Source organism: Streptomyces sp. NBC_01363, assembly GCF_026340595.1.
GTDB lineage: Bacteria > Actinomycetota > Actinomycetes > Streptomycetales > Streptomycetaceae > Streptomyces.
Map to the genome: position 1 here is coordinate 3704394 of NZ_JAPEPF010000001.1, position 23523 is coordinate 3727916.

Consider the following 23523-nt stretch of genomic DNA (forward strand, 5'->3'; position numbering starts at 1 on the left):
ACCCGCGCTCACGGAGGAGCAGCAGACATGGCCGAGGCATACGTGGTCGAAGCGGTACGCACCCCGGTCGGCCGGCGCGGCGGAGGGCTCGGCGCCGTACACCCCGCCGACCTCGGCGCCCATGTCATCAAGGCCCTCGTCGAACGGACCGGGATCGATCCGGCGGCCGTCGAGGACGTGGTGTTCGGCTGCGTCGACACCGTCGGACCGCAGGCCGGCGACATCGCCCGCACCTGCTGGCTGGCGGCCGGACTGCCCGAGGAGGTCCCCGGCGTGACCGTCGACCGCCAGTGCGGCTCCTCCCAGCAGGCCGTGCACTTCGCCGCCCAGGGCGTCCTCTCCGGCACCCAGGACCTGGTCGTCGCGGGCGGCACCCAGAGCATGACGCAGATCCCCATCGCCTTCGCCTCCCGCCAGGCCGCCGAACCCCTCGGGCTGACGGGCGGCCCGTACGCGGGCAGCGCGGGCTGGCGCGCCCGGTACGGCGACGCACCGGTCAACCAGTTCCACGGCGCCCAGCTGATCGCCGAGAAATGGGGCATCAGCCGCCAGGACATGGAGGAGTTCGCGCTCCGCTCCCACCGGCGCGCGATCCGCGCCATCGACGAGGGCCGCTTCGCGCGCGAGACCGTCGCCCTCGGTGACGTCACCACCGACGAGGGGCCGCGTCGCGACACCACCCCGGAGAAGATGGCGGCGCTGAAGCCGGTCCTGGACGGCGGCACGATCACCGCCGCGTGCTCCTCGCAGATCTCCGACGGCGCCGCCGCCCTGCTCATCGCCTCCGAGCGGGCGGTGGCGGAGCACGGCCTCACCCCGCGCGCCCGCGTCCACCACCTCTCGGTACGCGGCGAGGACCCGATCCGCATGCTGTCGGCACCGATCCCGGCCACCGCGTACGCGCTCAAGAAAGCCGGAATGACCATCGACGAAATGGACCTCGTCGAGATCAACGAGGCATTCGCCCCCGTCGTGCTGGCCTGGCTGAAGGAGACCGGGGCCGACCCCGACCGGGTCAACGTCAACGGCGGCGGGATCGCCCTCGGTCACCCGCTCGGCGCAACCGGCGCAAAATTGATGACGACTCTGCTGCACGAACTGGAGCGCACCGGCGGCCGCTACGGACTCCAGGTCATGTGCGAGGGCGGCGGTCAGGCGAACGTGACGATCATCGAACGGCTCTGACCCAGGACCCGGCCGGGCACGGTCGCCGAACCCCTCCGACACGGCCGCCGAACCGCTCGGACACCGGTCCCGGCAACGATTCCGGCGGCGTTCCGAGACCGCTCCCGGCCAGTTACCGCAAGGGCCGGGACAAGAATCCGCCGGTCGGCGGCGCGGCGTGTTCCCACCGCGGACCGGCGGAACGTGCTACGGTTGCCGAGTTGCAGTTTTGGTACCCATGAACTTTATGTGCGCCTGACGGGAATGCTTCCTCAGGCGCATTATTGTTTTCCGGCTTTCTCCGGATGGGGCTCAATGCGGCGACTTGAAATTCGTAAAGTGCGGATTTCCGGCACTGCACCTCTTTTAGGAGAATGACATGGCTACTGGAACCGTGAAGTGGTTCAACTCGGAAAAGGGCTTCGGCTTCATCGAGCAGGACGGCGGCGGCGCCGACGTCTTCGCCCACTACTCCAACATCGCCACCTCGGGCTTCCGTGAGCTCCAGGAGGGCCAGAAGGTCTCCTTCGACGTCACGCAGGGCCAGAAGGGCCCGCAGGCGGAGAACATCGTCCCGGCCTAATTGCCGGACGCGTACCTCGCAGCCGGGGCCCGCACCGTGAAGGTGCGGGTCCCGGCTTGTGCTGTCCCCAGGACATGGCGAACACGCACGCCTGCCCACAGCACTCCCCAGCAGTCCCACGCAGTTCTCAGGAATCCCCAGGACTCCTCAGGAATCCCCCAGGAGGGCAATTCCGTATGACCCGCTCCGAACGCCAGGACCGACCCGCCCGCAACCGCCCGTCGAGGGGGCGCGGCACGGCCCCGGCAAAGGCAACCGCTAAGGGTTCCGGCAAGGGATCCGGCAAGGCGTCGCCCCGTCGCAGGGCCACGCCGCCGCAGGGCGAATTCGCCCTGCCCGAAACCATGACCCCCGCACTGCCCGCCGTAGAGGCGTTCGCCGAGCTGGACATGCCCGCAGCCCTGCTGAAGACCCTTGCCGCGCAGGGCGTCACCGAACCGTTCCCGATCCAGGGCGCCACCCTGCCGAACTCGCTCGCCGGCCGGGACATCCTCGGCCGCGGCCGCACCGGCTCCGGCAAGACCCTCGCCTTCGGCCTCGCCCTGCTGGCCCGCACCGCCGGACGGCGCGCCGAGCCGAAGGCGCCGCTGGCGCTCGTCCTCGTCCCGACCCGCGAGCTCGCCCAGCAGGTCACCGACGCACTGACGCCGTACGCGACGTCCGTGAACCTTCGCCTTGCCACCGTCGTCGGCGGCATGTCGATCACCAAGCAGTCCGGCACGCTGCGCCGCGGCGCCGAGGTGCTCGTCGCCACGCCCGGACGGCTGAAGGACCTCATCGAGCGCGGCGACTGCCGCCTCGACCAGGTCGCCATCACCGTCCTCGACGAGGCCGACCAGATGGCCGACATGGGCTTCATGCCGCAGGTCGTCGCCCTGCTCAAGCAGGTCGAGCCGGACGGCCAGCGGATGCTGTTCTCCGCGACGCTCGACAAGAACATCGACCGGCTGGTCAAGATGTTCCTGACCGACCCCGTCGTGCACTCCGTCGACCCGTCCGCCGGCGCCGTCACCACGATGGAGCACCATGTGCTGCACGTGGCCGACGAGACCGACAAGAAGGCCGTCGCCACCAGGATCGCCGCCCGCGACGGCCGGGTGATCATGTTCGTGGACACCAAGCGCGCCGCCGACCGGTTCGCCAAGCGGCTGCTCGCCAGTGGTGTACGGGCCGCCGCCCTGCACGGCGGGCGCTCGCAGCCGCAGCGCAACCGGACCCTGGACCAGTTCAAGAACGGCCAGGTCACCGCGCTCGTGGCGACCAACGTGGCGGCCCGGGGCATCCACGTCGACGACCTCGACCTGGTCGTGAACGTGGACCCGCCGACCGACCACAAGGACTACCTCCACCGCGGCGGGCGCACCGCGCGCGCCGGGGAGTCCGGCAGCGTCGTCACCTTGGTGCTGCCCGAGGAGAAGCGGGAGATGACCCGGCTGATGGCCGACGCGGGCATCGCCCCGCGGACCACCCGGATCAAGTCCAGCGACGAGGAGCTCACCCGGATCACCGGGGCCCGTGAGCCGTCCGGTGTCGCGATCGTCATCGAGGTCCCGCAGCCGACCCCGCCGAAGCAGCGCACGCGCTCGGGCGGGGCCGCGGCGGGCGGCACCGGCTTCCGTTCGGGCAGCCGCGGCCGGGGCCGGCGCGGCGCCGGACAGGGCGGCGGCGAGGCCCGCGGCACGGGCGGCGCCTCCCGCACGGCGGGTGCGGGCGGTGCTTCCCGCGCTACGGCTACCGGCGGCGGCCGTGGCAACGGCGAGTCGCGCGGCGCGGGTGCCGGGCGCTCCGGGGCCGGACGCGGCGGCGCGGCGGCGGGACGTGGCCGCAGGGCCGCGTAGCCGTACGGACACGTGGCGGACAGGGCGGCGCCCGGAGAGATCCGGGCGCCGCCTACGCGTCCGCGCCCTCCGCCCGCTCCGCGCGGGTCACCGCGCCCAGCGCCTCGTGGGCCTCGGCCATCACCCGGTCCACCAGCTCCGCGCAGCTGGGCAGATCCTCGATCAGGCCCGCCACCTGGCCCGATGCCATCACCCCCAGATCCGTCCGGCCGTCGACCATGGACGCCTTCAGGAGCATCGGCGTGTTGGCCGCCAGCAGGACCTGGCTCCACGACAGGTCCTTGCCGTGCCTCATCGCGAGACCGTCGCGCACCATCCGGGACCAGCTCATCCCGGAGATCCGCCGGAAGCCCGCCGCCCGGCGCACCGCCTGGGCCAGCGCCCGGACCCGGCCCGCGTGCTCCAGCGCGGCGACCATCTCCGTACGCAGCATCCGGTGCGGGAGCCCGTCCACCGCCGTGGTGACCGTGATGTCCTTGACGCCCGCCGCCAGGTACCGGGCCTTCACCGCGTCCGGCACGGTCGAGTCCGACGTCAGCAGGAACCGCGTACCCATCGCGATGCCCGCCGCCCCGTACGCCAGCGCCGCGACCAGGCCCCGGCCGTCACGGAATCCGCCCGCCGCGATCACCGGGATGTCCACCGCGTCGACGACCTGGGGCAGCAGCACGGTCGTCGCCACCTCACCGGTGTGCCCGCCGCCCTCGCCGCCCTGCACGATCACCGCGTCCGCGCCCCACGCCGCGACCTTCTCGGCATGACGCCTGGCGCCGATCGACGGGATCACGATCACCCCCGCGTCCTGCAGCTCGGCGATGAGCTCCTTCGAGGGGGCCAGCGCGAAGGACGCCACCTTCACGCCCTCGTCGATGATGATCCGTACCCGCTCGCGCGCGTCGCCCGCGTCGGCGCGCAGATTGACGCCGAACGGCTCGTCCGTACGGGACCCGACCTCCCGCACCGCCGCCCGCAGCTGCTCCGTGGTCATCGTCGCGGAGGCCAGGATGCCGAGGGCGCCGGCGCGGGCCGTGGCGGAGACCAGGCGGGGGCCCGCGACCCAGCCCATGCCGGTCTGGACGATGGGGCGGCGGATGCCGACGAGGTCCGTGAGCGCCGTCCGCATCAGACCCTGACCTCGCGGTTCCGGGTGCCCTGCGGGTCGATGACCTCGCGGATCAGGGACAGCTCCTCGGCGGTCGGCTCCCGGGTGCACGGGACGTCGTCCGCGATGGTGAGCGCGAAACCGGTGGCCTCGCGGACCTGGTCGACGGTGACGCCGGGGTGCAGCGAGGCCAGGCGCATCGAGCGGTCCGGGGTCGCGAAGTCGAGGACGCAGAGATCGGTCACGACGCGCGGGATGCGGTGGTAGCGGGTCGCCGAGGCACCGGCCGCGGCGGCACTGTCGTAGCCGACCCCGCAGATCATGTCGACGCGCTCGACGAAGACCCGGGTGGAGTGCCTGGGCACCCAGTAACTGACAGGGTTGTTCAGGGTGTTGACCGGGGCGCCGCGCACGCCGAGCAGTTGGCGGGCGGGCTGTTCCCAGTCACCGATGCAGGAGATGTTCTGGTTGCCGAACCGGTCGATCTGGCTCGCCCCCATCATCACGTGACGCCTGCCGCCGGTGACCATGGTGAGGTGATGGCGGTAGGGCAGCCAGCCCTCCGTCGTGCCGTCCGGGCCGACGAGCAGTGCCTCGCCGTCGGTGAGCAGCAGATCGGGCGAGAAGGTGCGCCGGGCGAGCCGGGCGCCGACGGACGGGACGAGGCCCATCGGGCTGGCGAGCACCTCACCGTTGTCGCGCCAGGCATCGGCGCAGGCGATCACGCAGTACTCGGCCCGGGTGGCCGCGGCCGTGGCCGTGGTCGCGTTCACGGGCGCGTTCGCGTTCTCCGTGGTCATTTCTGCTCCTCGTGCCAGGTCCGGACGGCCGACTGGTAGCTCTTCTCGTCGCCCTCGGCGGGCAGGAAGCGGTCGCTGAAGGCCGCCCAGGCGGCGGGATCTGCGGCGGCGGTCGCGTACGCCTGCTGGAACGCCTCGTCGCGCGGGTGGTCGGGCACGCAGGAGGTGAAGTGCGCGCCGTTCGGGGTCTCGACGACACCGGTGACGGAGTGCCGCTTGACGAGGAGGGTCTGCGGGGCGGCGTTCCCGGTCAGCTCGGCGGTGTCCACGAGGCGTTCGCAGGAGACGTACGCGGTGTCCGCGGCCTCGCAGAAGAGGTCGTCGAAGTACGGGTCCGGGCCGAGGTACTGGCCGTTGCCGAACCGGTCGGCGCGGTTCATGTGGACCAGCGCGGCGTCCATCCGCAGCGCGGGCATCGCGACGAACTCCTCGCCGTCCGCGTACGGCGAAGCGACCGTGCGCAGGCCCGGGTTGACCCGCATCACGTCGGAACCGATACCGGCACGCACGGGGAGGAACGGCAGCCGGTTCGCGGCGGCGTGCAGCCCCCACATGAACATGGCCTCGTCGATCTCCATCAGCTCGAACGCGCCGCGCTGGCGGGCGGCCCTGAAATGGGGTTCGAGCGGGATCGAGTCGAGCGTGGCGAAGGCCGCGACCAGTTTCCGGATCTTGCCGGCGGCGGCGAGCAGACCCACGTCGGGGCCGCCGTACGAGATCACGGTGAGATCGGTGATCCGGGAGCGGAGCAGCGCCCGCACCAGCGCCATGGGTTTGCGGCGCGAGCCCCAGCCACCGATGCCGATCGTCATCCCGCTGCTGAGCCGGGAGACGACGTCGTCGGCGGTCATGGTCTTGTCGGTCATGGTCATGCCTCCTTGCCGAACGTTTCGCGTACGCGGTCGGCGACGCCACTGAGGTTGGCCTCGAAGGTGAAGCCCTGCTCGAAGCGGTAGCTGCGGCGTACGTCCACCGGGTCGATGCCGTTGATGGCGGCCTTGGCCAGCCGGATCAGATACCCGTCCTTGCGGGCTATCTCGCCCGCCAGCTCCAGTGCCGCACCGAGGAGTTCGTCGCGCGGTACGACCTTCCAGACCGAGCCGTGGGCGTGCAGTTCGGCGGCGGTGGCGGTGCGCGAGGTGTAGTAGAGCGCGCGCATCAGATGCTGGGGCACGAGCCGGGCCAGATGGGTCGCCGCGCCGAGCGCGCCCCGGTCCAGCTCGGGCAGGCCGAACGTCGCGTCGTCGCTCGCCACGATCGCGTCCGCGTTGCCGACGAGGCCGATGCCGCCGCCGAGGCAGAAGCCGTTCACCGCGGCGACGACCGGGACCTCGCACTCGTACACGGCGGCGAACGCCTCGTAGCAGCCGCGATTGGCGCCGATCAGGGTGGCATGGCCGGTGTCGCGCTGCATCTCCTTGATGTCGACGCCCGCGTTGAATCCGCGTCCGGCGGCGGCCAGCACGACGCAGCGGACCTCGGGGTCGCGGCCCGCCGCGCGGAGTGCGTCGGCGAGGTCGTACCAGCCCCGCACGGGCAGCGCGTTGACGGGCGGATGGTCGACCGTGACGAGTCGGATGCCCTTGCCGGGACTTGTGGTGGAGACACCCATGAGCGAATCAGCTACCTTTCCACCAAACATTTGTTAGGTGTGGAAGGTAGCAGCCTGCCCCCGCATCGCCAACAAGGAGACAAGTGGGGAGACGAGTGATGACTGGTCTGTGCGACGGCCGCGTGGTGATCGTGACGGGAGCGGGGCGCGGGCTCGGCCGGGCCCATGCGCTCGCCTTCGCCGCCGAGGGCGCGAAGGTGGTCGTCAACGATCTGGGCGTCGGCCCCGGCGGCGACGGCGGCTCCACCGGCCCGGCCCGGCAGGTGGTGGAGGAGATCGTGGCGGCGGGCGGCGAGGCGGTCGTCCACGGGGGCGACATCGCCACGACCGAAGGGGCCGCGTCACTGGTCAACGCCGCGCTGGAGACCTTCGGACGGCTGGACACCCTGGTCAACAACGCGGGATTCCTGCGCGACCGGATGCTGGTGAACCTGGACGAGGACGACTGGGACGCCGTGATGCGGGTCCATCTCAAGGGCCACTTCCTGCCGTTGAGGCATGCGGCCGCGCACTGGCGGTCCGAGGCGAAGGCGGGCCGCGCACCGGCCGCCCGGGTGATCAACACCAGCTCCGGCGCGGGGCTGCTCGGCAGCGTCGGCCAGGGCAACTACTCCGCCGCGAAGGCCGGGATCGTCGGTCTGACGCTGGTCGCCGCCGCGGAGATGGGCCGGTACGGGGTCCAGGTCAACGCGATCGCCCCGGCGGCCAGGACCCGGATGACCGAGCAGACGTTCGCGCAGGCGATGGCGGCGCCGGGGGAGGGCGGGTTCGACGCGATGGCCCCGGAGAACGTCTCCCCGCTGGTGGTGTGGCTCGGCTCGGCCGCGAGCGACGGGGTGACCGGGCGGGTCTTCGAGGTGGAGGCCGGGCGGATCACGGTCATGGAGGGCTGGCGGCCCGGCCCCACCGCGGACCGGGGCGCGCGGTGGGCGCCGGCGGAGGCGGGGGAGGCGGCACGGAAGCTGCTGGCGGAGGCGGCGCCGGCGCAGCCGGTGTACGGGGCGGTGTAGGGCCTCTCCGACCCTGATCCGCCGGACGGACTCCGGTGGTGCGCCGAGTGGGGAGACCCCGTGGCGGGGGCCGCCCCGCGGGCGTCGGCTCGGCCGGTGTCACTCCGTGCGCGGGCCCGGGAGATGGCGCCGGACCTTGTTGCTGGGGTCGGTGGCCAGCCGGTCGGCTCTCCGGCTCACTTCCCGCGGGTCCAGAATGCTCAGGGCCCGCCAGGCCTCGGCGCGTACGCGGGCCCTGGGGTGGGCCGTGAAGTCCAGTATCCGGGGCACGTCGCACGCGCCGCCCAGGTCGGACAGCCCACCGAGCGCGCCGATGGCGGTCGCGTCCGGCACGGAAGCCGGTGCCAGGGCGTCGCGGTACACCTGCGGCGCGAGATCCGTGTGTCCGCGGGCGTACAGCGTGGCGCGGGCGTGGTAGCGGATCCTGGCGTCCGGGTCGAGCACGGCCCGACGCACATGTGCCTCGCCGTGCGGCCCGCGGGCCCTGGCCCGCAGGGCCCGCAGGCGTATGCGGGGGCTGCTGCTGCTTTCGAGGAACGGGAGCAGTGCGTCCTGCTCGGCCGGTGTCAGCCGCGAGGACGTGGCGGTGCGGGCGGCCCACTGCCACAGGGCGGGGTCCCGGGTGGTGAAGGCGGTCCCGACGGCCGCGACCGGATCGGTCCGGGCGAGCCACCGCAGACAACTCCCGCGCACCAGGGGGTCGTCCGACCGGGCACCCTGCCACAGCGCGTCCGTCCCGGCGCGGTGGAGAAGGTCCTCCACCGCGGTCAGTACCCGGCCGGCCCTGCGGCGTCCACGCAGTCCGTCGATGAGGGGGAGAAGCCGGACGAGGAGTTCCACGTGTTCGGGACCCAGCCGTGCGGCCACCGCGCCCTGCGCGAGAACCCGCACCTCCTCGACCGGATCGTTCAGCCGCAGCAGGAGGAAGGGAACCGCGAAGGGGTCCTCGGTGCCGGCGAGCCGCGCGACGCCGGCCTCCCGCAGATACCCCGACCGGTCGAACGACATCAGGGCCGCCACGGAGGTGCCGTGCCGCTCGGCCGTCGCGTCGTCCGGCTCCGGATCACCGGCCAGGGTCCCGTGATCGAGTGCGCCGAGACCGTAGCGCCGACTGCGGTAGCCCGATTCGAGCCGTATCAGTTCATGCGGAGTCACCCTTCGGAGCACGCCGTCGAGATGGCGCGCGGCCAGGGCGGGTTCCTCGTTCCACGAGAAGATCACGCGGACGACGTCGTCCAGCAGCCACGACCAGCCGACTCCGGAGACTGTCATCCGGTCCTCCCCCACCCGCCCGCAACTGCTCCCGGTCCGTTCCGAAGGCTACGTGGCCGTCGGTACCGCCGGACGAGTCGTACGGGGGAGGAGCCGGGGCCGCGGGGCTGCCGCGGCTCCACGGATCAGGTGCTGCAGTCCAGGACCGTCCGGCACAGCCCGCACCGCGCCCGCACCCGGCCGCGTACCGGAACGCGGATGCGCTGGTGGCAGGTGGGGCAGGCGAAGGAGACCCGCAGCCCGTCCGGGCCGCCCTCGAAGGTGTACGGAACACCGGGGGCCGCGGGGGCGCCCGGATGGTCCCGGGCCTGTCGCCGGTCCTTCGCGTAACGGCGGCGGCCCGCCCAGCCCGCCGCCGCCAGCGGCGGCTGCCGGGTGTCGTGGAGGGCCTGTGCGCGCCCCTTCGTATAGGCCTCGTAGGCCTGCGGGCTGGTGAACCAGGCGGACGGGTCCTCGTCGAAGGCCAACGCCCGCTTGGCGAGGACGTATCCGAACTCCTCCGGGGTGAGATAGCCGAGCTTCTGGCTGGAGACCTGGTCCTCGCGGAAGGCGTCGAGCAGCAGCCAGCCCGCGCCCAGGTACGTGGTCACGGTGTCGGTGAGGATCTCGTTGTCGCGCGTACCGGGGAACTCCAGGCCGAGGCGGTGCAGCAGCACGTGGGTGACCTCGTGCGAGAGCGCGGCGCCGATGTCCCTGCGGTGGGTGCGGAAGCGGTCGTTGAGTTCGACGAAGTACTCGGGCCCCGCGGCCAGTTCGACACCGGCGGCGTGTTCCATCGCCCGGAAGCCGACGATCACGCGGGCGTCCGGCAGATGCAGATGCTGGACCACCGCCCGCGCCACCCGCTGGGCGCCGAGATGCAGATCGTCCTGGTCGGAGAAGGCGGCGTCGACGGGGGCGAGGCTCGTGGCGTAGCCGCGGACACCGTCGTACGAGAGCCGCCGGTACAGCGCGGTGATCGCGGACCGGACCGTTTCGAGATGCGGGAAGCCGTGGACCACCGGACTGCTGGTGCTCCGGCCGTGGTTCCGGTTGTCGTCCGCCATGTCCCACCCCCGTCCGCGAGGATCGACCGGCTTTCACTGTAGCCGCAACGTCGTGGGTGATCTTGGCCGGAAAGTGATCCTTGTGGGGGTCGTGATCATTTCCCGATAATCCGAACCATGCCTTTGTCGGGGGCATGACCATCGGTGCGGTGCTGTGCCGCCCGTGGTCAGAACCCGGCTCGGGCACAGGTACTCCCCACAAGCGCACACGTACCCCCCCACAAGCACCCCCCACGAAAGAAGGCAGTCCCTTGAAGCAGCTTCTGCGTGCCGTGAAGAGATGTTCCGTCATAGCCGCCGTCGTCCTCGCGGCCGTCAGCCTCCAGCCCGCCGGAGCGTCCGCGGCCCCCCAGCCGGTCGTCGGCGGGACCCGCGCCGCCCAGGGCGAATTCCCGTTCATGGTCCGGCTGTCGATGGGCTGCGGCGGTGCTCTCTACGCCAAGGACATCGTCCTCACCGCAGCGCACTGCGTGGACGGCTCGGGCAACAACACCTCCATCACCGCCACCGCGGGCGTCGTCGACCTGCAGTCCTCCAGCGCGATCAAGGTCAAGTCCACCAAGGTCCTCCAGGCTCCCGGCTACACCGGCGCGGGCAAGGACTGGGCGCTCATCAAGCTCGCCAAGCCGATCGACCTGCCGACCCTGAAGATCGCCACCAACACCACCTACAACAACGGCGACTTCACCATCGCCGGCTGGGGCGCGGCCAGCGAGGGCGGCGCCCAGCAGCGCTACCTGCTCAAGGCCTCCGTACCGTTCGTCTCCGACGCCGACTGCCAGGCCGCGTACGGCAGCGACCTCGTCCCCGGCGACGAGATCTGCGCCGGGCTGATCGACACCGGCGGCGTGGACACCTGCCAGGGCGACTCCGGCGGCCCCATGTTCCGCAAGGACAACGCCGGAGCCTGGATCCAGGTCGGCATCGTCAGCTGGGGCCAGGGCTGCGCCGAGCCCGGCTACCCCGGTGTGTACAGCGAGGTCTCGACGTTCGCCGCGAACATCGCGTCCGCGGCAGCCACGCTCTGACCCCGGCCCCGGCCGGTACCTGAGTCACACCTGAACATCCCCGGGGGTGCCCGTCCGGACGGGCACCCCCGGACCCAGCTCCGCATACGGCGCGCCCGCACCCTCCAGCTCCAGCACCCACACCTCGTTGACACCCTCCCGCAGCACCGGCCCCGGCACGTACAGCGTCCGCTGCGCACCCACCGACCAGTACCGTCCCAGGCAGAAGCCGTTCACCCACACGAACCCACGCGTCCAGCCCGGAAGTTCGAGCCCCGCGTGCCCGGTGCCGCCCACCCCGGCGACCTCGAACGTCCCCCGGAACAGACCGGTGGGCCCGGCCTCCCCGGCACTGCCGAACGCCACCTTCGCCACCGCGTCCGCCTCCTCGAACGCGTCGAGACGCAGCGCCCGCGCCCGCACCCCGTGCAGGTACTGCCGCTCGTGCCGCACCCCGCCCGTGATCCCCTTGGGCTCACCGAGCCGCGGCCCGTAATTGACCCGGCCCAGCGACTCCACCCACAGCTCGACCTCCGCGGGCCCGGCCACCGGCTCGTCCAGGGCGCTGTCCTCCTCGGTCAGCACACCCTCCCGGACCCCGTTCACATACACCACGGCCCGGTCCCGGAGCCCCGTCACACTCAGCTCGTACGGCCGGCGCGGACCGGGCACCCCCACCCGGTAGCGCACCAGACCCCGGTCGACACCCAGCTCCTCGAAGGTCGGCGGAACACCGGACGGCGCCGCCTCCTCGTCACCCAGCGCCTCCAGCACGGCATTCAGCGGCGCCCACTCCGTCAGCTCGGCCCGCACCGGAACCGCAAGCCCGGCAGGCTCGGGCGGCAGCTCCGGAAGCGGCCCGTCCGCGTACTCGGCGAGCACCTCGCGGAACAGCCGGAACTTCTCCGTGGGACGGCCGTACTCGTCGATCGGCGCGTCGTAGTCGTACGAGGTCACCGTCGGCAGGAAGTCCTGGTCCTGGATCGGACCGGACCGGTTCGCCCCCGCCCACCCGGCGAAATTCGTCCCCCCGTGCGCCATGTAGATGTTCACCGACGCCCCGCACTCCAGGACCTCCCGCAGCGCCTCGGTGGCCTGCGCCGGCTTCCGCACGATCGGCTCGGCACCCCAGTGCTCGAACCACCCGCACCAGAACTCCATGCACATCAGCGGCCCCTTCGGCTGATGGCGGCGCAGCACCTCGAACGCCTCCCGCGCACCCGACCCGAAGTTCGCCGTGGCCAGCAGCCCCGGCACGGAACCGCCCGTGAGCATGTGGTCCTCCGGCCCGTCGGAGGTGAACAGCGGCACGGTCACCCCGCGCTCACGCAACATCCCGGCCACCCGCTGGAGGTAGACCTGATCGGAGCCGAAACTCCCGTACTCGTTCTCCGCCTGGACCATGATCACCGGCCCGCCGCGCCCGATCTGCCGCTGCACCACCTGAGGCAGCAACGCCGTGAACCACCGCTCCACGGCACCCAGGTACTCCGCGTCACGGGACCGCACCCGCCGGCCGAACCGCCCCGTCACCCAGGCCGGCAGACCACCGTTCTCCCACTCGGCACAGATGTACGGTCCCGGGCGGACGATCGCCCACAGCCCGGCCCGCTGCGCCGCGTCCAGGAACCGGCCGAGCGCCGCCACGTCCCGGAACCGGCCGGGCCGCGGCTCATGCAGATTCCACGGCACATACGTCTCGACACAGTTCAGCCCCATGGCGCGCAGCATCGACAGCCGGTGATCCCACTGGGCCTCGTGCACCCGGAAGTAGTGCAGGGCCCCGGACAGCAGCCGTACGGGCTTCCCGTCGAGCCGGAAGTGGTCGTCCCCCACGGTGAAGTCAGCCATCGTGCTCGTACTCTCCTGTGCGTGCGGTCTCCCGGAGCCGCACGGCCCCGGGCCCGTACGACGGCACGCACCACGGAGCGGGCGAACCCGGGAGGAATGTTGCGTCCCACCTTCGCCCCCTGGCGTCCTGCCGGTCCATGGACAAAGATCACTGCTGTTTGGACACAATTGTTCGGTTGAACTGTCCGGACCCACGCAAGGAGGGTCCGGACCCATGCAAGAAAGGGGAGGAAGGAAGCCCGATGTACCACACCTGGATGCGTTTCTTCACCCCCAGCCCGCTCCAGCACCGGCTGGGCCTCGTCTGCCTGGGCGTGGGACTCCAGCACGGCGCACTGCCGACGGTCGGCCCGCGCACCCTGGACCACCACGTGGCCGTCGTCATCAGCTCCGGCAGCGGCTGGTTCACCGGCCCCGACGGCCGCCGGGTCCCCGTTACTGCGCCCAGCCTGATCTGGCTCACCCCCGGCACCCCGCACCACTACGGCGCCGACCCCGGCACCGGCTGGGACGAGAGCTTCGTCGACTTCACCGGCCCCGCCACCACCACCTACACCGAACTCGGCTACATCGAGCCCGACCGCCCGCTCGTCCCGCTCGCCGACACGGCGGGCCCACGCGCCGCGATCGGGCGCATGGTGCGCGCGGCACGGCGCGGCAACCCGCTGCTGGAGGTCGAGACCGGCGCCGCCGTCCACGAACTCCTCGTCGCCCTGCGCCGGGCCCGTGCCGATGTCAGCCCCGACGGCGACCCCGTCCTGCAGGCCCTCGCCCGGGACGCCTTCCAGCCCCTGTCCGTCGCCGAGCACGCCGCCCGGCACGGCATGACACCCGCCGAACTGCGCACGGCGGTGCGGCGGGGCGCCGGGTGCAGCCCCAAGGACTACCTCCTCGGCATCCGGCTCGGCCGCGCCAAGGAACTCCTCGCCGCCACGGACCTGCCGGTCGCCGCCGTCGCCCGACGCGTCGGCTACGACGACCCGGCGTACTTCTCCCGCCTCTTCGCCCGCCGGGTCGGCACCGCCCCGGTCCGCTTCCGCGAACAGCAGGGCCGCAACGTCCCGGGCGGCTGGAGCGACCAGGTCCCCGATCCGGAACACCCACCGACGATCACCCCGCTGGGCCCGGCCGTCCAGGGACCGACCGGCGGACCGGGGCCGGACAGGCCCTGAGGGCCGTCCGACCCTGATCCGCCGGACAGGCCCTAAGCTCGCTGACCATGACGACGAGGGACATCGACGAGTCCGTGAACGCGGAACTGAACCGGCTGCGCGAGAGCATCGACAACATTGACGCCGCTGTTGTCCACATGCTCGCCGAGCGCTTCAAGTGCACCCAGCAGGTCGGCCACCTCAAGGCCGCCCACCACCTCCCCCCGGCCGACCTGGCCCGCGAGAGCAGGCAGATCGCCCGCCTGAGGCAGCTCGCGGAGAGCGCGCACCTGGATCCGGCCTTCGCCGAGAAGCTGCTGAACTTCATCGTGGCGGAGGTCATCCGCCACCACGAACGGATCGCGGAGGAATCGGCTACGAACGCGGAGGCGTGAGCGCCGGAGACCGGAGCTCCCCCGACCGGCGCGGCCTGCGCCACGACCACACCACCCAGGCACTCACCAGCAGCCCGAGCCCCGTGGCCAGTACGACGAGCCCGGCCGCCGCCGACTCGTCGACATGATCGCCATTGCCCCGGGGCTCGGGCAGCCCGGCCGCCGCATAGTGGGGGAGGACCAGAAGGCCCACCCCCACCAGGGCCGGCACCGCCCAGCCGAACCGCTCACGGCGCGAGGACCGGACGGACACCAGAGCACCCGCGGCCAGCAGCACCGCACAACCGAGCGCCGGCAGCACCGTGCAGGTCAGCCACTCGGACAGCAACGGCCGCCAGTACCACTCCGATTCCGGCCTCGGCCCGTCGAAGTAGTACAGGGTCCGCGGCTGCGGCTCACCCATGAAGTCCCGCACGGTCCCCGGCACCAGGCCACCCAGCAGCCCTCCCGCGAAGACGAGCCCCGACAACCGCGCCGCCGCCCCACCGCCCTCCCTCCACCAGGCCACCGGGGCGACCCGAACCACCACCACGGCACACCAACCCGCCAGCAGTCCCAGGAACACCCCCTTGACCGCTCCGTAACCGATCGGAGTCCAGACGTTCCAGGGATAGTTCTCCAGGTGCGCGGCCCGCCAACTCCCCACGAGACACCAGGCGACCGCACCCCCGACCACACCCCACGGCGCGACCCCCACGACCCACCGCCGCTCACCGCCCGAGCCCCGCAGACCCGTCACCGCTCCGACACCCCCACCCGTCACCGGCCCGCACCACCCGTCGCAACGCGGGACGCGACAACCGCACGTACGGTTGCACGGGCCGGCCGGGTTGTCGGTGGCCCCGCGTACTGTCCAGCCATGCCGGTCGTCCGCCGACTGCCCGGAGCCGTCCGGTACCGGTCCTTCTGGGACCTCATGAACGACGAGTACCGGAGCTTCCGCGGCGACCAGGAGTGAGCGCCCCGCGAAGAGCCCCCGCGCACAACCCCCACGGAGAGAAGGCCCCGCCGCCGCCCGGTCGTGGGAGAACCCGCCTGCGGCCCGCCCACCGCGTACGGCAGCATGGACGCATGTCCGTACTGACGCGCGACGAAGCGCAGACCCGAGCCCGGTTCCTCGACGTACACCGGTACACGATCGACCTCGACCTGACCGCGGGGGAGGAGACCTTCGACTCCCGCACCGTCATCCACTTCACCGCAGCCGCGGCCGGAGACACCTTCGTCGAGGTCAAGCCGGCCACCCTGCGCTCGATCAGCCTCGACGGACACCCCCTCGACCCCGCCGACCTCGTCGAGAACCGCTTCCCGCTCACCGCACTCACCCCCGGCACCCACGAACTCCGCATCGACGCGGCCATGAGCTACTCCCGCACCGGCGAAGGCATGCACCGCTTCACCGACCCGACCGACGGCGAGACATACGTCTACACCCAGCTCTCCATGGAGGACGTCCAGCGCGTCTTCGCCGCCTTCGACCAGCCCGACCTCAAGTCCGTCTTCGAACTCACCGTCACCGCCCCCGAAGGCTGGACCGTCCTCGGCAACGGCATCGCCGAACACCGCGGCGACGGCCACTGGACCCTGGCCGCCACCCCGCTGATCTCCACCTACCTCGTCGCCGTCGCCGCCGGCCCCTGGCACTCCGTGACCACCGAACACGCCGGACTGCCCTTCGGCATCCACTGCCGCCGCTCACTGGCCCCCCACCTCGACACGGACGCCGACGAGATCCTCGACATCACCCGGGCCTGCTTCGACCGCTTCCACGAGAAATTCGACGAGCCCTACCCCTTCGACTCCTACGACCAGGCCTTCGTCCCCGAGTTCAACGTCGGTGCCATGGAGAACCCCGGCCTCGTCACCTTCCGCGACGAATTCGTCTACCGCTCCGCCGTCACCGACACCGAACGCCAGACCCGCGGCATGGTCATCGCCCACGAAATGGCCCACATGTGGTTCGGCGACCTCGTCACCCTCGCCTGGTGGGACGACATCTGGCTCAACGAGTCCTTCGCCGAGTACATGGGCTACCAGACCCTCGCCGAAGCCACCCGCTTCACCGACACCTGGGTCGACTTCGGCGTCGCCCGCAAGGGCTGGGGCTACGACGCCGACCAACGCCCCTCCACCCACCCTGTCGCCCCCGACCCGGCCGCCGTCCCCGACACCGCGTCCGCGATGCTCAACTTCGACGGCATCTCCTACTCCAAGGGCGCATCCGCCGTGCGCCAACTCGTCGCCTGGCTCGGCGAGAAGGACTTCCTGGCCGGCATCAACACCCACTTCGCCCGCCACAAATTCGCCAACGCCACCCTCGCTGACTTCATCGACAACCTCGCATCGGCCACCGACCGCGACGTCCACGCCTGGGCCGACGCCTGGCTGCGCACCACCGGAGTCGACACCCTCACCTCCCACATCGAGGAATCCGACGGCACCTGGACCCTCCACGTCGACCACGACGGCAGCCGCCCCCACCGCATCGCCGTCGGCGCCTACGACCACACCCCGGACACCCGCACCGGCACCGACCGGCTCGTCCTGCGCGACCGGTTCGAGATCGACGTCCCCCTGGACGGCACACCCCAAGCACGCCCCGGCCACCGCCCCGCACTCCTCGTCCTCAACGACGGAGACCTCGGCTACGCCAAGATCCGCCTCGACGCCCGGTCCTGGGAAACCGTCGTCACCGGCCTCTCCGGCATCCCCGACGCCCTGACCCGCGCCGTCGTCTGGAACACCGCCCGCGACATGGTCCGCGACGGCGAACTCGCCCCCACCACCTACCTCGAAGCGGCCCGCACCCACCTCCCGCACGAAACCGACCTCGCCCTCGCCCAAGGCGTACTCGCCTTCGCCGACACCCACATCACCCGCCGCTACCTCACCCCCGAGAACCGCCCCGCCGCCCTCGCCACCCTCACCGCCCTCTGCCGCGACCTCATCCGCCGCACCGAGGACGGCCACAACCCCGGCCTCCGCCTCATCGCCGTACGCCACCTCATCGACGCCGCCACCCAGCCCGACACCATCCAGGACTGGCTCGGCAACGGCACCGTCCCCGGCGGACCCGAACTCGACCCCGAACTTCGCTGGCGCATCCTCACCCGCCTCGCCGTCCTCGGCGCCATCGACGAAGCCACCATCACCGCCGAACTCGAACAGGACCCCAGCGCCACCGGACAGGAAGGCGTCGCCCGCTGCCGCGCCGCCCTCCCCACCCCCGAGGCCAAGGCCACCGCCTGGAACGCCCTGTTCAACGACGACAGCCTGTCCAACTACCTCTTCACCGCCACCGCCCAAGGCTTCTGGCAACCCGAACAAACCGACCTCGTACGCGACTACGTACCCCGCTACTACCCCGAGGCCACCGCGCTCGCCGCCCGCCGAGGCCCCGCCATCGCGGCCGCCGCAGGAAGCCACGCCTTCCCCGCGTACGCAGTCGACACCGACAACCTCCACCTCGGCGAACAGGCCCTGAACGACACGGCCCTCACCCCCGCCCTCCACCGCAAACTCACCGACCAGATCGACGACCTGCGCCGCACCCTCACCGTACGCAACACCCACTGACCCACCCCCCCCCGCACCACCCGTGCCCGGCGCCACCCCCACCACACAGGGGGACGCCGGGCACAGCCATATCCGACGCCACGCCCATACCACCGAAACCCCCAACAACGCCCCCCACCCCACCACCCATCCCCCTTTCGAGTTCACATCACCCCGCTCCACGGCCGCGCCCCCGGAAACCCGGACAAGCTGGCATGTCCACCCATGCCCTGCCACGCGCACCCGAAGGGCCCCACCCCATGCCCACCCCACCCCCACCCCTCGCCGGAACCACCACCGGCCCCACCGCCCTGCGCCCCCTCATCGACACCGTCCTCACCGCACTCCACGACGGAGCACACCGACGCGACGGCCCCCTCCCCGCAGGCGGCCCCGACGCCGTCACCCCACGGACACGCACCGCCACCCACCCCGTCATCCCCGACCACGGCACCGGCCCCCACCACGCCCTGCGCACCCTCGTCACCGCCCTCACCGAAGGTGCCGCAGACCCCGCAGACCCCCTCTGCACAGCCCACCTCCACACCCCACCCCTCGCCCTCGCCACCGCTGCGGACCTCGCCGCCTCCGCCCTCAACGCCTCCATGGACTCCTGGGACCAGGCCCCCGCCGCCTCCGCCCTCGAAGCCGACACCGCCGCCGCCCTCGCCGCCGAGATCTACCCCCACCGACCCACCCCCGACGCACTCATCACCACCGGCGGCACCGAAGCCAACCAACTCGCCCTCCTCCTCGCCCGCGAACGCAACGGCCCCGTACAGACCCTCTGCGCCGCCAACGCCCACCACAGCATCACCCGCGCCGCCTGGCTCCTCGGCCTTCCCGCACCCATCGTCATCCCCGCCCCCACCGGCGTCATGGACCTCACCGCACTCGACGAAGCCCTCACCCGGCACCAGCGCCCCCTCCTCGTCACCGCCACCGCCGGCACCACCGACACCGGCCAGATCGACCCACTCGCCGACATCGCCGACCTCTGCGCCACCCACGGCGCCGAACTCCACATCGACGCCGCCTACGGCGGACCCCTCCTCTTCAGCCCCACCCACCGAAGCAAGGTCCACGGCCTCGACCGCGCTCACAGCGTCACCCTCGACCTGCACAAACTCGGCTGGCAACCCGCACCCGCAAGCATCCTCGCCGTCCCCCACCGCAACCACCTCGACCCACTCCACCACCAAGCCCCCTACCTCAACGCCGACGACGACACCGAAGCCGGCCTCCCCGACCTCCTGGGCCGCTCCCTGCGCACCACCCGACGCTCCGACGCCCTCAAGATCGCCGTCACCCTCCAGGCACTCGGCCGCACCGGACTCGCCGACCTCATCGACCGCACCCTCACCACCGCCCACCGCCTCGCCGACCTCATCACCGAAACCCCCACCCTCGACCTCTACGACCGCCCCACCATCAGCACCGTCCTCTTCCGCCCCACCGGCGCCGACGACAAGACCGTCGCCACCATCCGCCGCACCCTCCTCACCCGAGGCCAAGCCGTACTCGGCCGCGCCCACACCAGCGACCGCCTCTGGCTCAAAGCCACCCTCCTCAACCCCCACACCACCCCCGACCACCTCCGCACACTCCTCGACCTCGTCAACCGACTCACCAACGACCTCGCGGAAGGCAACACCCCCCGATGACCGACCTGCCCACCCCCGACACCGACCAGCCACACGACCTCATCGGCATCGGCATCGGCCCCTTCAACCTCTCCCTCGCCGCCCTCGCCCACGGCATCCCCGCCAACCCCCGCCCCCTCACCGCCACCTTCTACGAACAACGCCCCGCCTTCCACTGGCACCCCGGCCTCCTCATCGACGGAGCCAGCCTCCAAGTCCCCTTCCTCGCCGACCTCGTCACCCTCGCCGACCCCGCCAGCCCCTGGACCTTCCTCAACTACCTACGCAGCCGCGACCGGCTCTTCCCCTTCTACTTCGCCGAACGCTTCCACATCCAACGCGCCGAATACGACGCCTACTGCCGCTGGGTCACCGACCAACTCCCCGGCCTCCACTTCAGCCACCAGGTCGACGCCGTCCGCTGGAACAACCAACGCGGCCTCTTCGAAATCGACTTCACCCAACTCGACAACGAAGGCGAAGCCGAAGCACTCGGCCGCGCCCACACCCGCCACATCGCCCTCGGCATCGGCACCGAGCCCTACATCCCCGAACCCCTCAAACCCCTCATCGAAGCCGAGAACGTCCCCGTCATCCACTCCGCCGACTACCTCCACCACCGACAAGAACTCCTCGACGCACCCCACATCACCGTCATCGGCTCCGGACAATCCGGCGCCGAAATCTTCCTCGACCTCCTGCGCGCCCGCCCCACAGGCCACGAAAACCTCCACTGGCTCGCCCGCACCCAGGCCTTCGCACCCATGGAGTACTCAAAACTCGGCCTCGAACACTTCACCCCCGACTACAGCCGCTACTTCCACGCCCTCCCCGAATCCGTACGCGACGAACTCGTCCCCCACCAATGGCAACTCCACAAAGGCATCGACGCCGACACCATCGCCGCCATCCACGACGAGCTCTACCGCCGCACCCTCCACGGCGGCTGGCCCGACACCACCCTCACCCCCGGCGTCTCCGTACGCACCGCAGGACGCATCGCCAACACCCGCATCGAACTCCACCTCGAACACACCCAGCAGAACACCCGCACCCGACTCACCACCGACGCCGTCATCCTCGCCACCGGCTACCGCGAACGCTCCCTCGACCGCATCCTCACCGGCCTCGACCCCTACCTGCGCCGCGACGCCTCCGAACGCCCCCGCATCGACGACCGATTCCGCCTCGTCCTCGACCCCACCGTCACCGGCAACGTCTACGTACAGAACGCCGAACGCCACACCCACGGCGTCGGCGCCCCCGACCTCGGACTCGCCGCCTGGCGCAGCGCCACCATCCTCAACGACCTCACCGGCACCAACCCCTACCCCCTCCCCGAACGCACCGCCTTCACCACCTTCGGCCTCACCCCCCACCACCCCCGCGTCCCCACCCAAGGCCCCGACCTCATCCCCCTCGCCCAGAACAACTGACCACCACCACACACAGAAAAGGCGGCCGCCCCTCCATGAGGAGAGAACGGCCGCCCACCAACAACACCGCCTAGAACACCGGCGTGCCCTCACGCGTCAGACGCCAATCCACCGACGCGAACTGCGAACCGTCCACCGAACCCTTCGCCTGCACCCAAGCGATGATCGTGTTACGGATCTCCTCCGAATTCGCCCACAACTGCTTGGCACCCGCCACATGCGGGAAATTCCCCCCACCACTGGCCCGATAATTATTCACCGCCAACACGAACTGCGCCGCCGGATCGATCGGCTTCCCCTCGAACGCAAGATTCACGATCCGCGAACCATTCGGCTTCGCGATATCGATCTCATACGTCAGACCCGACACCGCGTCATAGTTGTAATCCGGAGTGTTGTCCGCATTCGTCAACTTCGCCGTGTCCACCGGCGCACCCGCCGCCGTCTGCACGTAATACCGCGCCGAGAACTCCAGATAATCCTTCAGCTGCGCACCCGTCAGCAAACGCGCCTCAAGCGTGTTCTCGAACGGATACAGACCCGCCGCATCCTTGATCGTCACATCGCCGGCCGGAATCTGCGCCGTACGCGAGAAGCACGACGCCTGCGAAATCACCGGAAGCGCCGCATACGCACCACCCGCCAGAGCCGCCTTCACCGTCTCCGCCTGAACGACGTTGATCAGATCGATGATCGGCTCGTCCTTCCACGCCGCCTCCGCCGTCGTCATCGCCGCCGTCGACGTACCGATCACCTGATTGACGTACGCCACAACCTTCTTGTGCTCGTCCGCCAACATCCTCGTGATCTTCGGGTCCTCCGCCACGGTGTTCGAGTTCAGCACCTGCGAACCCGCCTTCTCCACCACCCAGCGACCCTTCTCCCACACCAGATCGAAGTCGAACAGCGTCAGCCGCTGCCCCCACTTCAACGGCTCCGAGAGCACCACCTTCTTACCGGTCTGCTTGTTCTCCACGAAATACTCGGGAATCTCCAGATGCGCATGCCCGACCAGAATCGCATCGATACCCGGCACCTGCTCGGCCACCAGACCCGCCGCATTCTCCACATACGGGATCTGATCACCGTACGACGACGTACCACTGTTCCCCGAGTGCGCCGAAACGATCACCACATCCGCACCCATCGAACGAAGCCGCGGCACAAACTTCGCCGCCTGCTCCTCCAGACCCGGGAACACCATCTTCCCACCGACATTCGCCTTGTCCCAGATCGCGATACCCGGATTGGTCAGCCCCAGAATCGCTACCTTCACATCCCGACCATGCGGAGTACGCAACCGCTTGATGACATACGGAGCGAACGCCGGCCGCAACGTCTTCGCATCCAGCGCATTCGCACCCAGCAGCGGGAAGTCGCACTGCTCCTCGAACTTCCGCAGCACCGGAATGCCGTAATTGAACTCATGGTTGCCCAGCGCCGCCGCGTCGTACCCGATCGCATTCATCGCCTGCGCCATCGGATGCACCGGACCACGCTTCGCCGTGATCGGATCGATCTTCGCGTAGTAGTACGACAACTGAGTGCCCTGGATCGTGTCACCCGCATCGATCATCAGCGTGTTACGACGACCCTTCTCCCGGCGCACCTGGTCCACCAGAGTCGAGATCTTCGCCAGACCGACATCGTTGTGCGCCTTGTCGTCGAACTCCTTGTCGGTGAAGTAGTCCCAGTTGAAGACATTCCCATGCAGGTCCGTCGTCCCCATCACAGTGAACGAGTACCGCTTCGGCGGACGCCCGTGGTCATGCCCATGGCCATGACCATGGGCCGCGGCAGGCGCCGCGGAACCCCCCGCGATCGCCACACCCGCACCGGCGGCCGCCGATGTGCCCAGGAACGTCCTACGGTTCAGCGGCATTTCGTCTCCCACATCTCAGTTCTCACGCAGCTCGGTTCTCGTACGACACAGCACCCGCACAACGGGGCCCGCCGCACACAACGCGCGTAGATAATGACCCAGGAGCCACGCCCGGCAACACCCCCTGCGGGTTTCGATCTGATGACCACCCGCCGTCGGCCCCGGATGCGACAGTG

The 23523-nt window shown here is 70.8% G+C and carries 19 protein-coding genes; 10 read left to right on the forward strand and 9 right to left on the reverse strand.

Features of this window, described 5'->3' with window-relative positions:
* Positions 1-27 precede the first annotated feature (27 nt).
* From OG611_RS17040 to OG611_RS17050, 3 genes are all read left to right on the forward strand, one after another.
* Positions 28-1185: an acetyl-CoA C-acetyltransferase gene (locus tag OG611_RS17040; RefSeq protein ID WP_266420629.1), complete on the forward strand. Its 1158-nt coding sequence runs from the start codon at positions 28-30 to the stop codon at positions 1183-1185.
* 358 nt (positions 1186-1543) lie between these two features.
* A complete protein-coding gene (locus tag OG611_RS17045; protein ID WP_003969786.1) occupies positions 1544-1747 on the forward strand; it encodes a cold-shock protein in 204 nt (67 codons plus the stop codon).
* Positions 1748-1923: 176 nt separating this feature from the next.
* Positions 1924-3585: a DEAD/DEAH box helicase gene (locus OG611_RS17050; protein WP_266420632.1), complete on the forward strand. Its 1662-nt coding sequence runs from the start codon at positions 1924-1926 to the stop codon at positions 3583-3585.
* 52 nt (positions 3586-3637) lie between these two features.
* Here the strand turns inward: OG611_RS17050 and OG611_RS17055 are convergent, their stop codons facing one another.
* The 4 genes from OG611_RS17055 to OG611_RS17070 are packed head-to-tail and all read right to left on the reverse strand — an operon-like array spanning position 3638 to position 7099.
* Positions 3638-4708 carry a nitronate monooxygenase family protein gene (locus tag OG611_RS17055; RefSeq protein ID WP_266420635.1) on the reverse strand — a complete coding sequence of 357 codons (1071 nt, stop codon included), beginning with the start codon at positions 4706-4708 and terminating at the stop codon, positions 3638-3640.
* Positions 4708-5460: a CoA-transferase subunit beta gene (locus tag OG611_RS17060; RefSeq protein WP_266425954.1), complete on the reverse strand. Its 753-nt coding sequence runs from the start codon at positions 5458-5460 to the stop codon at positions 4708-4710. Before OG611_RS17060 ends, OG611_RS17055 begins: the two co-directional genes overlap by 1 nt.
* Positions 5461-5483: 23 nt before the next feature.
* Entirely contained in the window at positions 5484-6353 is an 870-nt protein-coding gene (locus OG611_RS17065) for a CoA transferase subunit A (protein ID WP_266420638.1), read from the reverse strand.
* Between the two features lie 2 nt (positions 6354-6355).
* A complete protein-coding gene (locus tag OG611_RS17070; protein ID WP_266420641.1) occupies positions 6356-7099 on the reverse strand; it encodes an enoyl-CoA hydratase family protein in 744 nt (247 codons plus the stop codon).
* A gap of 98 nt (positions 7100-7197) precedes the next feature.
* Here OG611_RS17070 and OG611_RS17075 point away from each other — a divergent pair, with 98 nt between their 5' ends.
* Positions 7198-8109 (forward strand): SDR family oxidoreductase, encoded by a 912-nt coding sequence (locus OG611_RS17075; protein ID WP_266420644.1) that lies wholly within the window; start codon positions 7198-7200, stop codon positions 8107-8109.
* Positions 8110-8208: 99 nt separating this feature from the next.
* On the opposite strand, the gene OG611_RS17080 is transcribed toward OG611_RS17075, so the two are convergent.
* Together OG611_RS17080 and OG611_RS17085 are read right to left on the reverse strand one after the other, a co-directional pair.
* Complete coding sequence (locus tag OG611_RS17080) at positions 8209-9381, reverse strand: hypothetical protein (protein WP_266420646.1); 1173 nt, start codon at positions 9379-9381, stop codon at positions 8209-8211.
* Between the two features lie 125 nt (positions 9382-9506).
* Positions 9507-10427, reverse strand: a complete 921-nt coding sequence (locus OG611_RS17085; protein ID WP_266420649.1) for a hypothetical protein — start codon at positions 10425-10427, stop codon at positions 9507-9509.
* Between the two features lie 251 nt (positions 10428-10678).
* Here OG611_RS17085 and OG611_RS17090 point away from each other — a divergent pair, with 251 nt between their 5' ends.
* Entirely contained in the window at positions 10679-11455 is a 777-nt protein-coding gene (locus OG611_RS17090; RefSeq protein ID WP_266420652.1) for a trypsin-like serine protease, read from the forward strand.
* Positions 11456-11479: 24 nt separating this feature from the next.
* Here the strand turns inward: OG611_RS17090 and OG611_RS17095 are convergent, their stop codons facing one another.
* Positions 11480-13285 carry a beta-galactosidase family protein gene (locus tag OG611_RS17095; RefSeq protein WP_266420654.1) on the reverse strand — a complete coding sequence of 602 codons (1806 nt, stop codon included), beginning with the start codon at positions 13283-13285 and terminating at the stop codon, positions 11480-11482.
* 242 nt (positions 13286-13527) lie between these two features.
* Here OG611_RS17095 and OG611_RS17100 point away from each other — a divergent pair, with 242 nt between their 5' ends.
* Both OG611_RS17100 and OG611_RS17105 read left to right on the forward strand, forming a co-directional pair.
* Positions 13528-14457: an AraC family transcriptional regulator gene (locus tag OG611_RS17100; RefSeq protein WP_266420656.1), complete on the forward strand. Its 930-nt coding sequence runs from the start codon at positions 13528-13530 to the stop codon at positions 14455-14457.
* A gap of 47 nt (positions 14458-14504) precedes the next feature.
* On the forward strand, positions 14505-14831 hold the full coding sequence (locus OG611_RS17105) for a chorismate mutase (protein ID WP_266420659.1): 327 nt from the start codon (positions 14505-14507) through the stop codon (positions 14829-14831).
* On the opposite strand, the gene OG611_RS17110 is transcribed toward OG611_RS17105, so the two are convergent.
* Positions 14812-15570 (reverse strand): hypothetical protein, encoded by a 759-nt coding sequence (locus tag OG611_RS17110; protein WP_266420662.1) that lies wholly within the window; start codon positions 15568-15570, stop codon positions 14812-14814. The two genes, OG611_RS17105 and OG611_RS17110, sit on opposite strands and share 20 nt — an antisense overlap.
* 332 nt (positions 15571-15902) lie before the next feature.
* On the opposite strand from OG611_RS17110, the gene pepN reads away from it, so the two are divergent.
* The 3 genes from pepN (at position 15903) to OG611_RS17125 (ending at position 21465) form a co-directional block, all read left to right on the forward strand.
* Positions 15903-18407, forward strand: coding sequence for an aminopeptidase N (gene pepN / locus OG611_RS17115; RefSeq protein WP_266420665.1), 2505 nt, complete (start codon positions 15903-15905; stop codon positions 18405-18407).
* Between the two features lie 239 nt (positions 18408-18646).
* Entirely contained in the window at positions 18647-20050 is a 1404-nt protein-coding gene (locus OG611_RS17120) for an aminotransferase class V-fold PLP-dependent enzyme (RefSeq protein WP_266420667.1), read from the forward strand.
* Complete coding sequence (locus OG611_RS17125; RefSeq protein WP_266420670.1) at positions 20047-21465, forward strand: lysine N(6)-hydroxylase/L-ornithine N(5)-oxygenase family protein; 1419 nt, start codon at positions 20047-20049, stop codon at positions 21463-21465. Before OG611_RS17120 ends, OG611_RS17125 begins: the two co-directional genes overlap by 4 nt.
* A gap of 70 nt (positions 21466-21535) precedes the next feature.
* Here the strand turns inward: OG611_RS17125 and OG611_RS17130 are convergent, their stop codons facing one another.
* Positions 21536-23347: a bifunctional UDP-sugar hydrolase/5'-nucleotidase gene (locus OG611_RS17130; RefSeq protein ID WP_266420673.1), complete on the reverse strand. Its 1812-nt coding sequence runs from the start codon at positions 23345-23347 to the stop codon at positions 21536-21538.
* Positions 23348-23523 lie beyond the last annotated feature (176 nt).

What these genes read in the sequence shown, in the direction of transcription:
- OG611_RS17045 (WP_003969786.1), top strand. Translation starts at nt 1,544, where the DNA reads ATGGCTACTGGAACCGTGAAGTGGTTCAACTCGGAAAAGGGCTTCGGC.
- OG611_RS17130 (WP_266420673.1), bottom strand. Translation starts at nt 23,347, where the DNA reads ATGCCGCTGAACCGTAGGACGTTCCTGGGCACATCGGCGGCCGCCGGT.
- OG611_RS17100 (WP_266420656.1), top strand. Translation starts at nt 13,528, where the DNA reads ATGTACCACACCTGGATGCGTTTCTTCACCCCCAGCCCGCTCCAGCAC.
- OG611_RS17085 (WP_266420649.1), bottom strand. Translation starts at nt 10,427, where the DNA reads ATGGCGGACGACAACCGGAACCACGGCCGGAGCACCAGCAGTCCGGTG.
- OG611_RS17055 (WP_266420635.1), bottom strand. Translation starts at nt 4,708, where the DNA reads ATGCGGACGGCGCTCACGGACCTCGTCGGCATCCGCCGCCCCATCGTC.
- OG611_RS17040 (WP_266420629.1), top strand. Translation starts at nt 28, where the DNA reads ATGGCCGAGGCATACGTGGTCGAAGCGGTACGCACCCCGGTCGGCCGG.
- OG611_RS17125 (WP_266420670.1), top strand. Translation starts at nt 20,047, where the DNA reads ATGACCGACCTGCCCACCCCCGACACCGACCAGCCACACGACCTCATC.
- OG611_RS17080 (WP_266420646.1), bottom strand. Translation starts at nt 9,381, where the DNA reads ATGACAGTCTCCGGAGTCGGCTGGTCGTGGCTGCTGGACGACGTCGTC.
- pepN (WP_266420665.1), top strand. Translation starts at nt 15,903, where the DNA reads ATGTCCGTACTGACGCGCGACGAAGCGCAGACCCGAGCCCGGTTCCTC.
- OG611_RS17070 (WP_266420641.1), bottom strand. Translation starts at nt 7,099, where the DNA reads ATGGGTGTCTCCACCACAAGTCCCGGCAAGGGCATCCGACTCGTCACG.
- OG611_RS17095 (WP_266420654.1), bottom strand. Translation starts at nt 13,285, where the DNA reads ATGGCTGACTTCACCGTGGGGGACGACCACTTCCGGCTCGACGGGAAG.
- OG611_RS17105 (WP_266420659.1), top strand. Translation starts at nt 14,505, where the DNA reads ATGACGACGAGGGACATCGACGAGTCCGTGAACGCGGAACTGAACCGG.
- OG611_RS17120 (WP_266420667.1), top strand. Translation starts at nt 18,647, where the DNA reads ATGCCCACCCCACCCCCACCCCTCGCCGGAACCACCACCGGCCCCACC.
- OG611_RS17075 (WP_266420644.1), top strand. Translation starts at nt 7,198, where the DNA reads ATGACTGGTCTGTGCGACGGCCGCGTGGTGATCGTGACGGGAGCGGGG.
- OG611_RS17050 (WP_266420632.1), top strand. Translation starts at nt 1,924, where the DNA reads ATGACCCGCTCCGAACGCCAGGACCGACCCGCCCGCAACCGCCCGTCG.
- OG611_RS17065 (WP_266420638.1), bottom strand. Translation starts at nt 6,353, where the DNA reads ATGACCGACAAGACCATGACCGCCGACGACGTCGTCTCCCGGCTCAGC.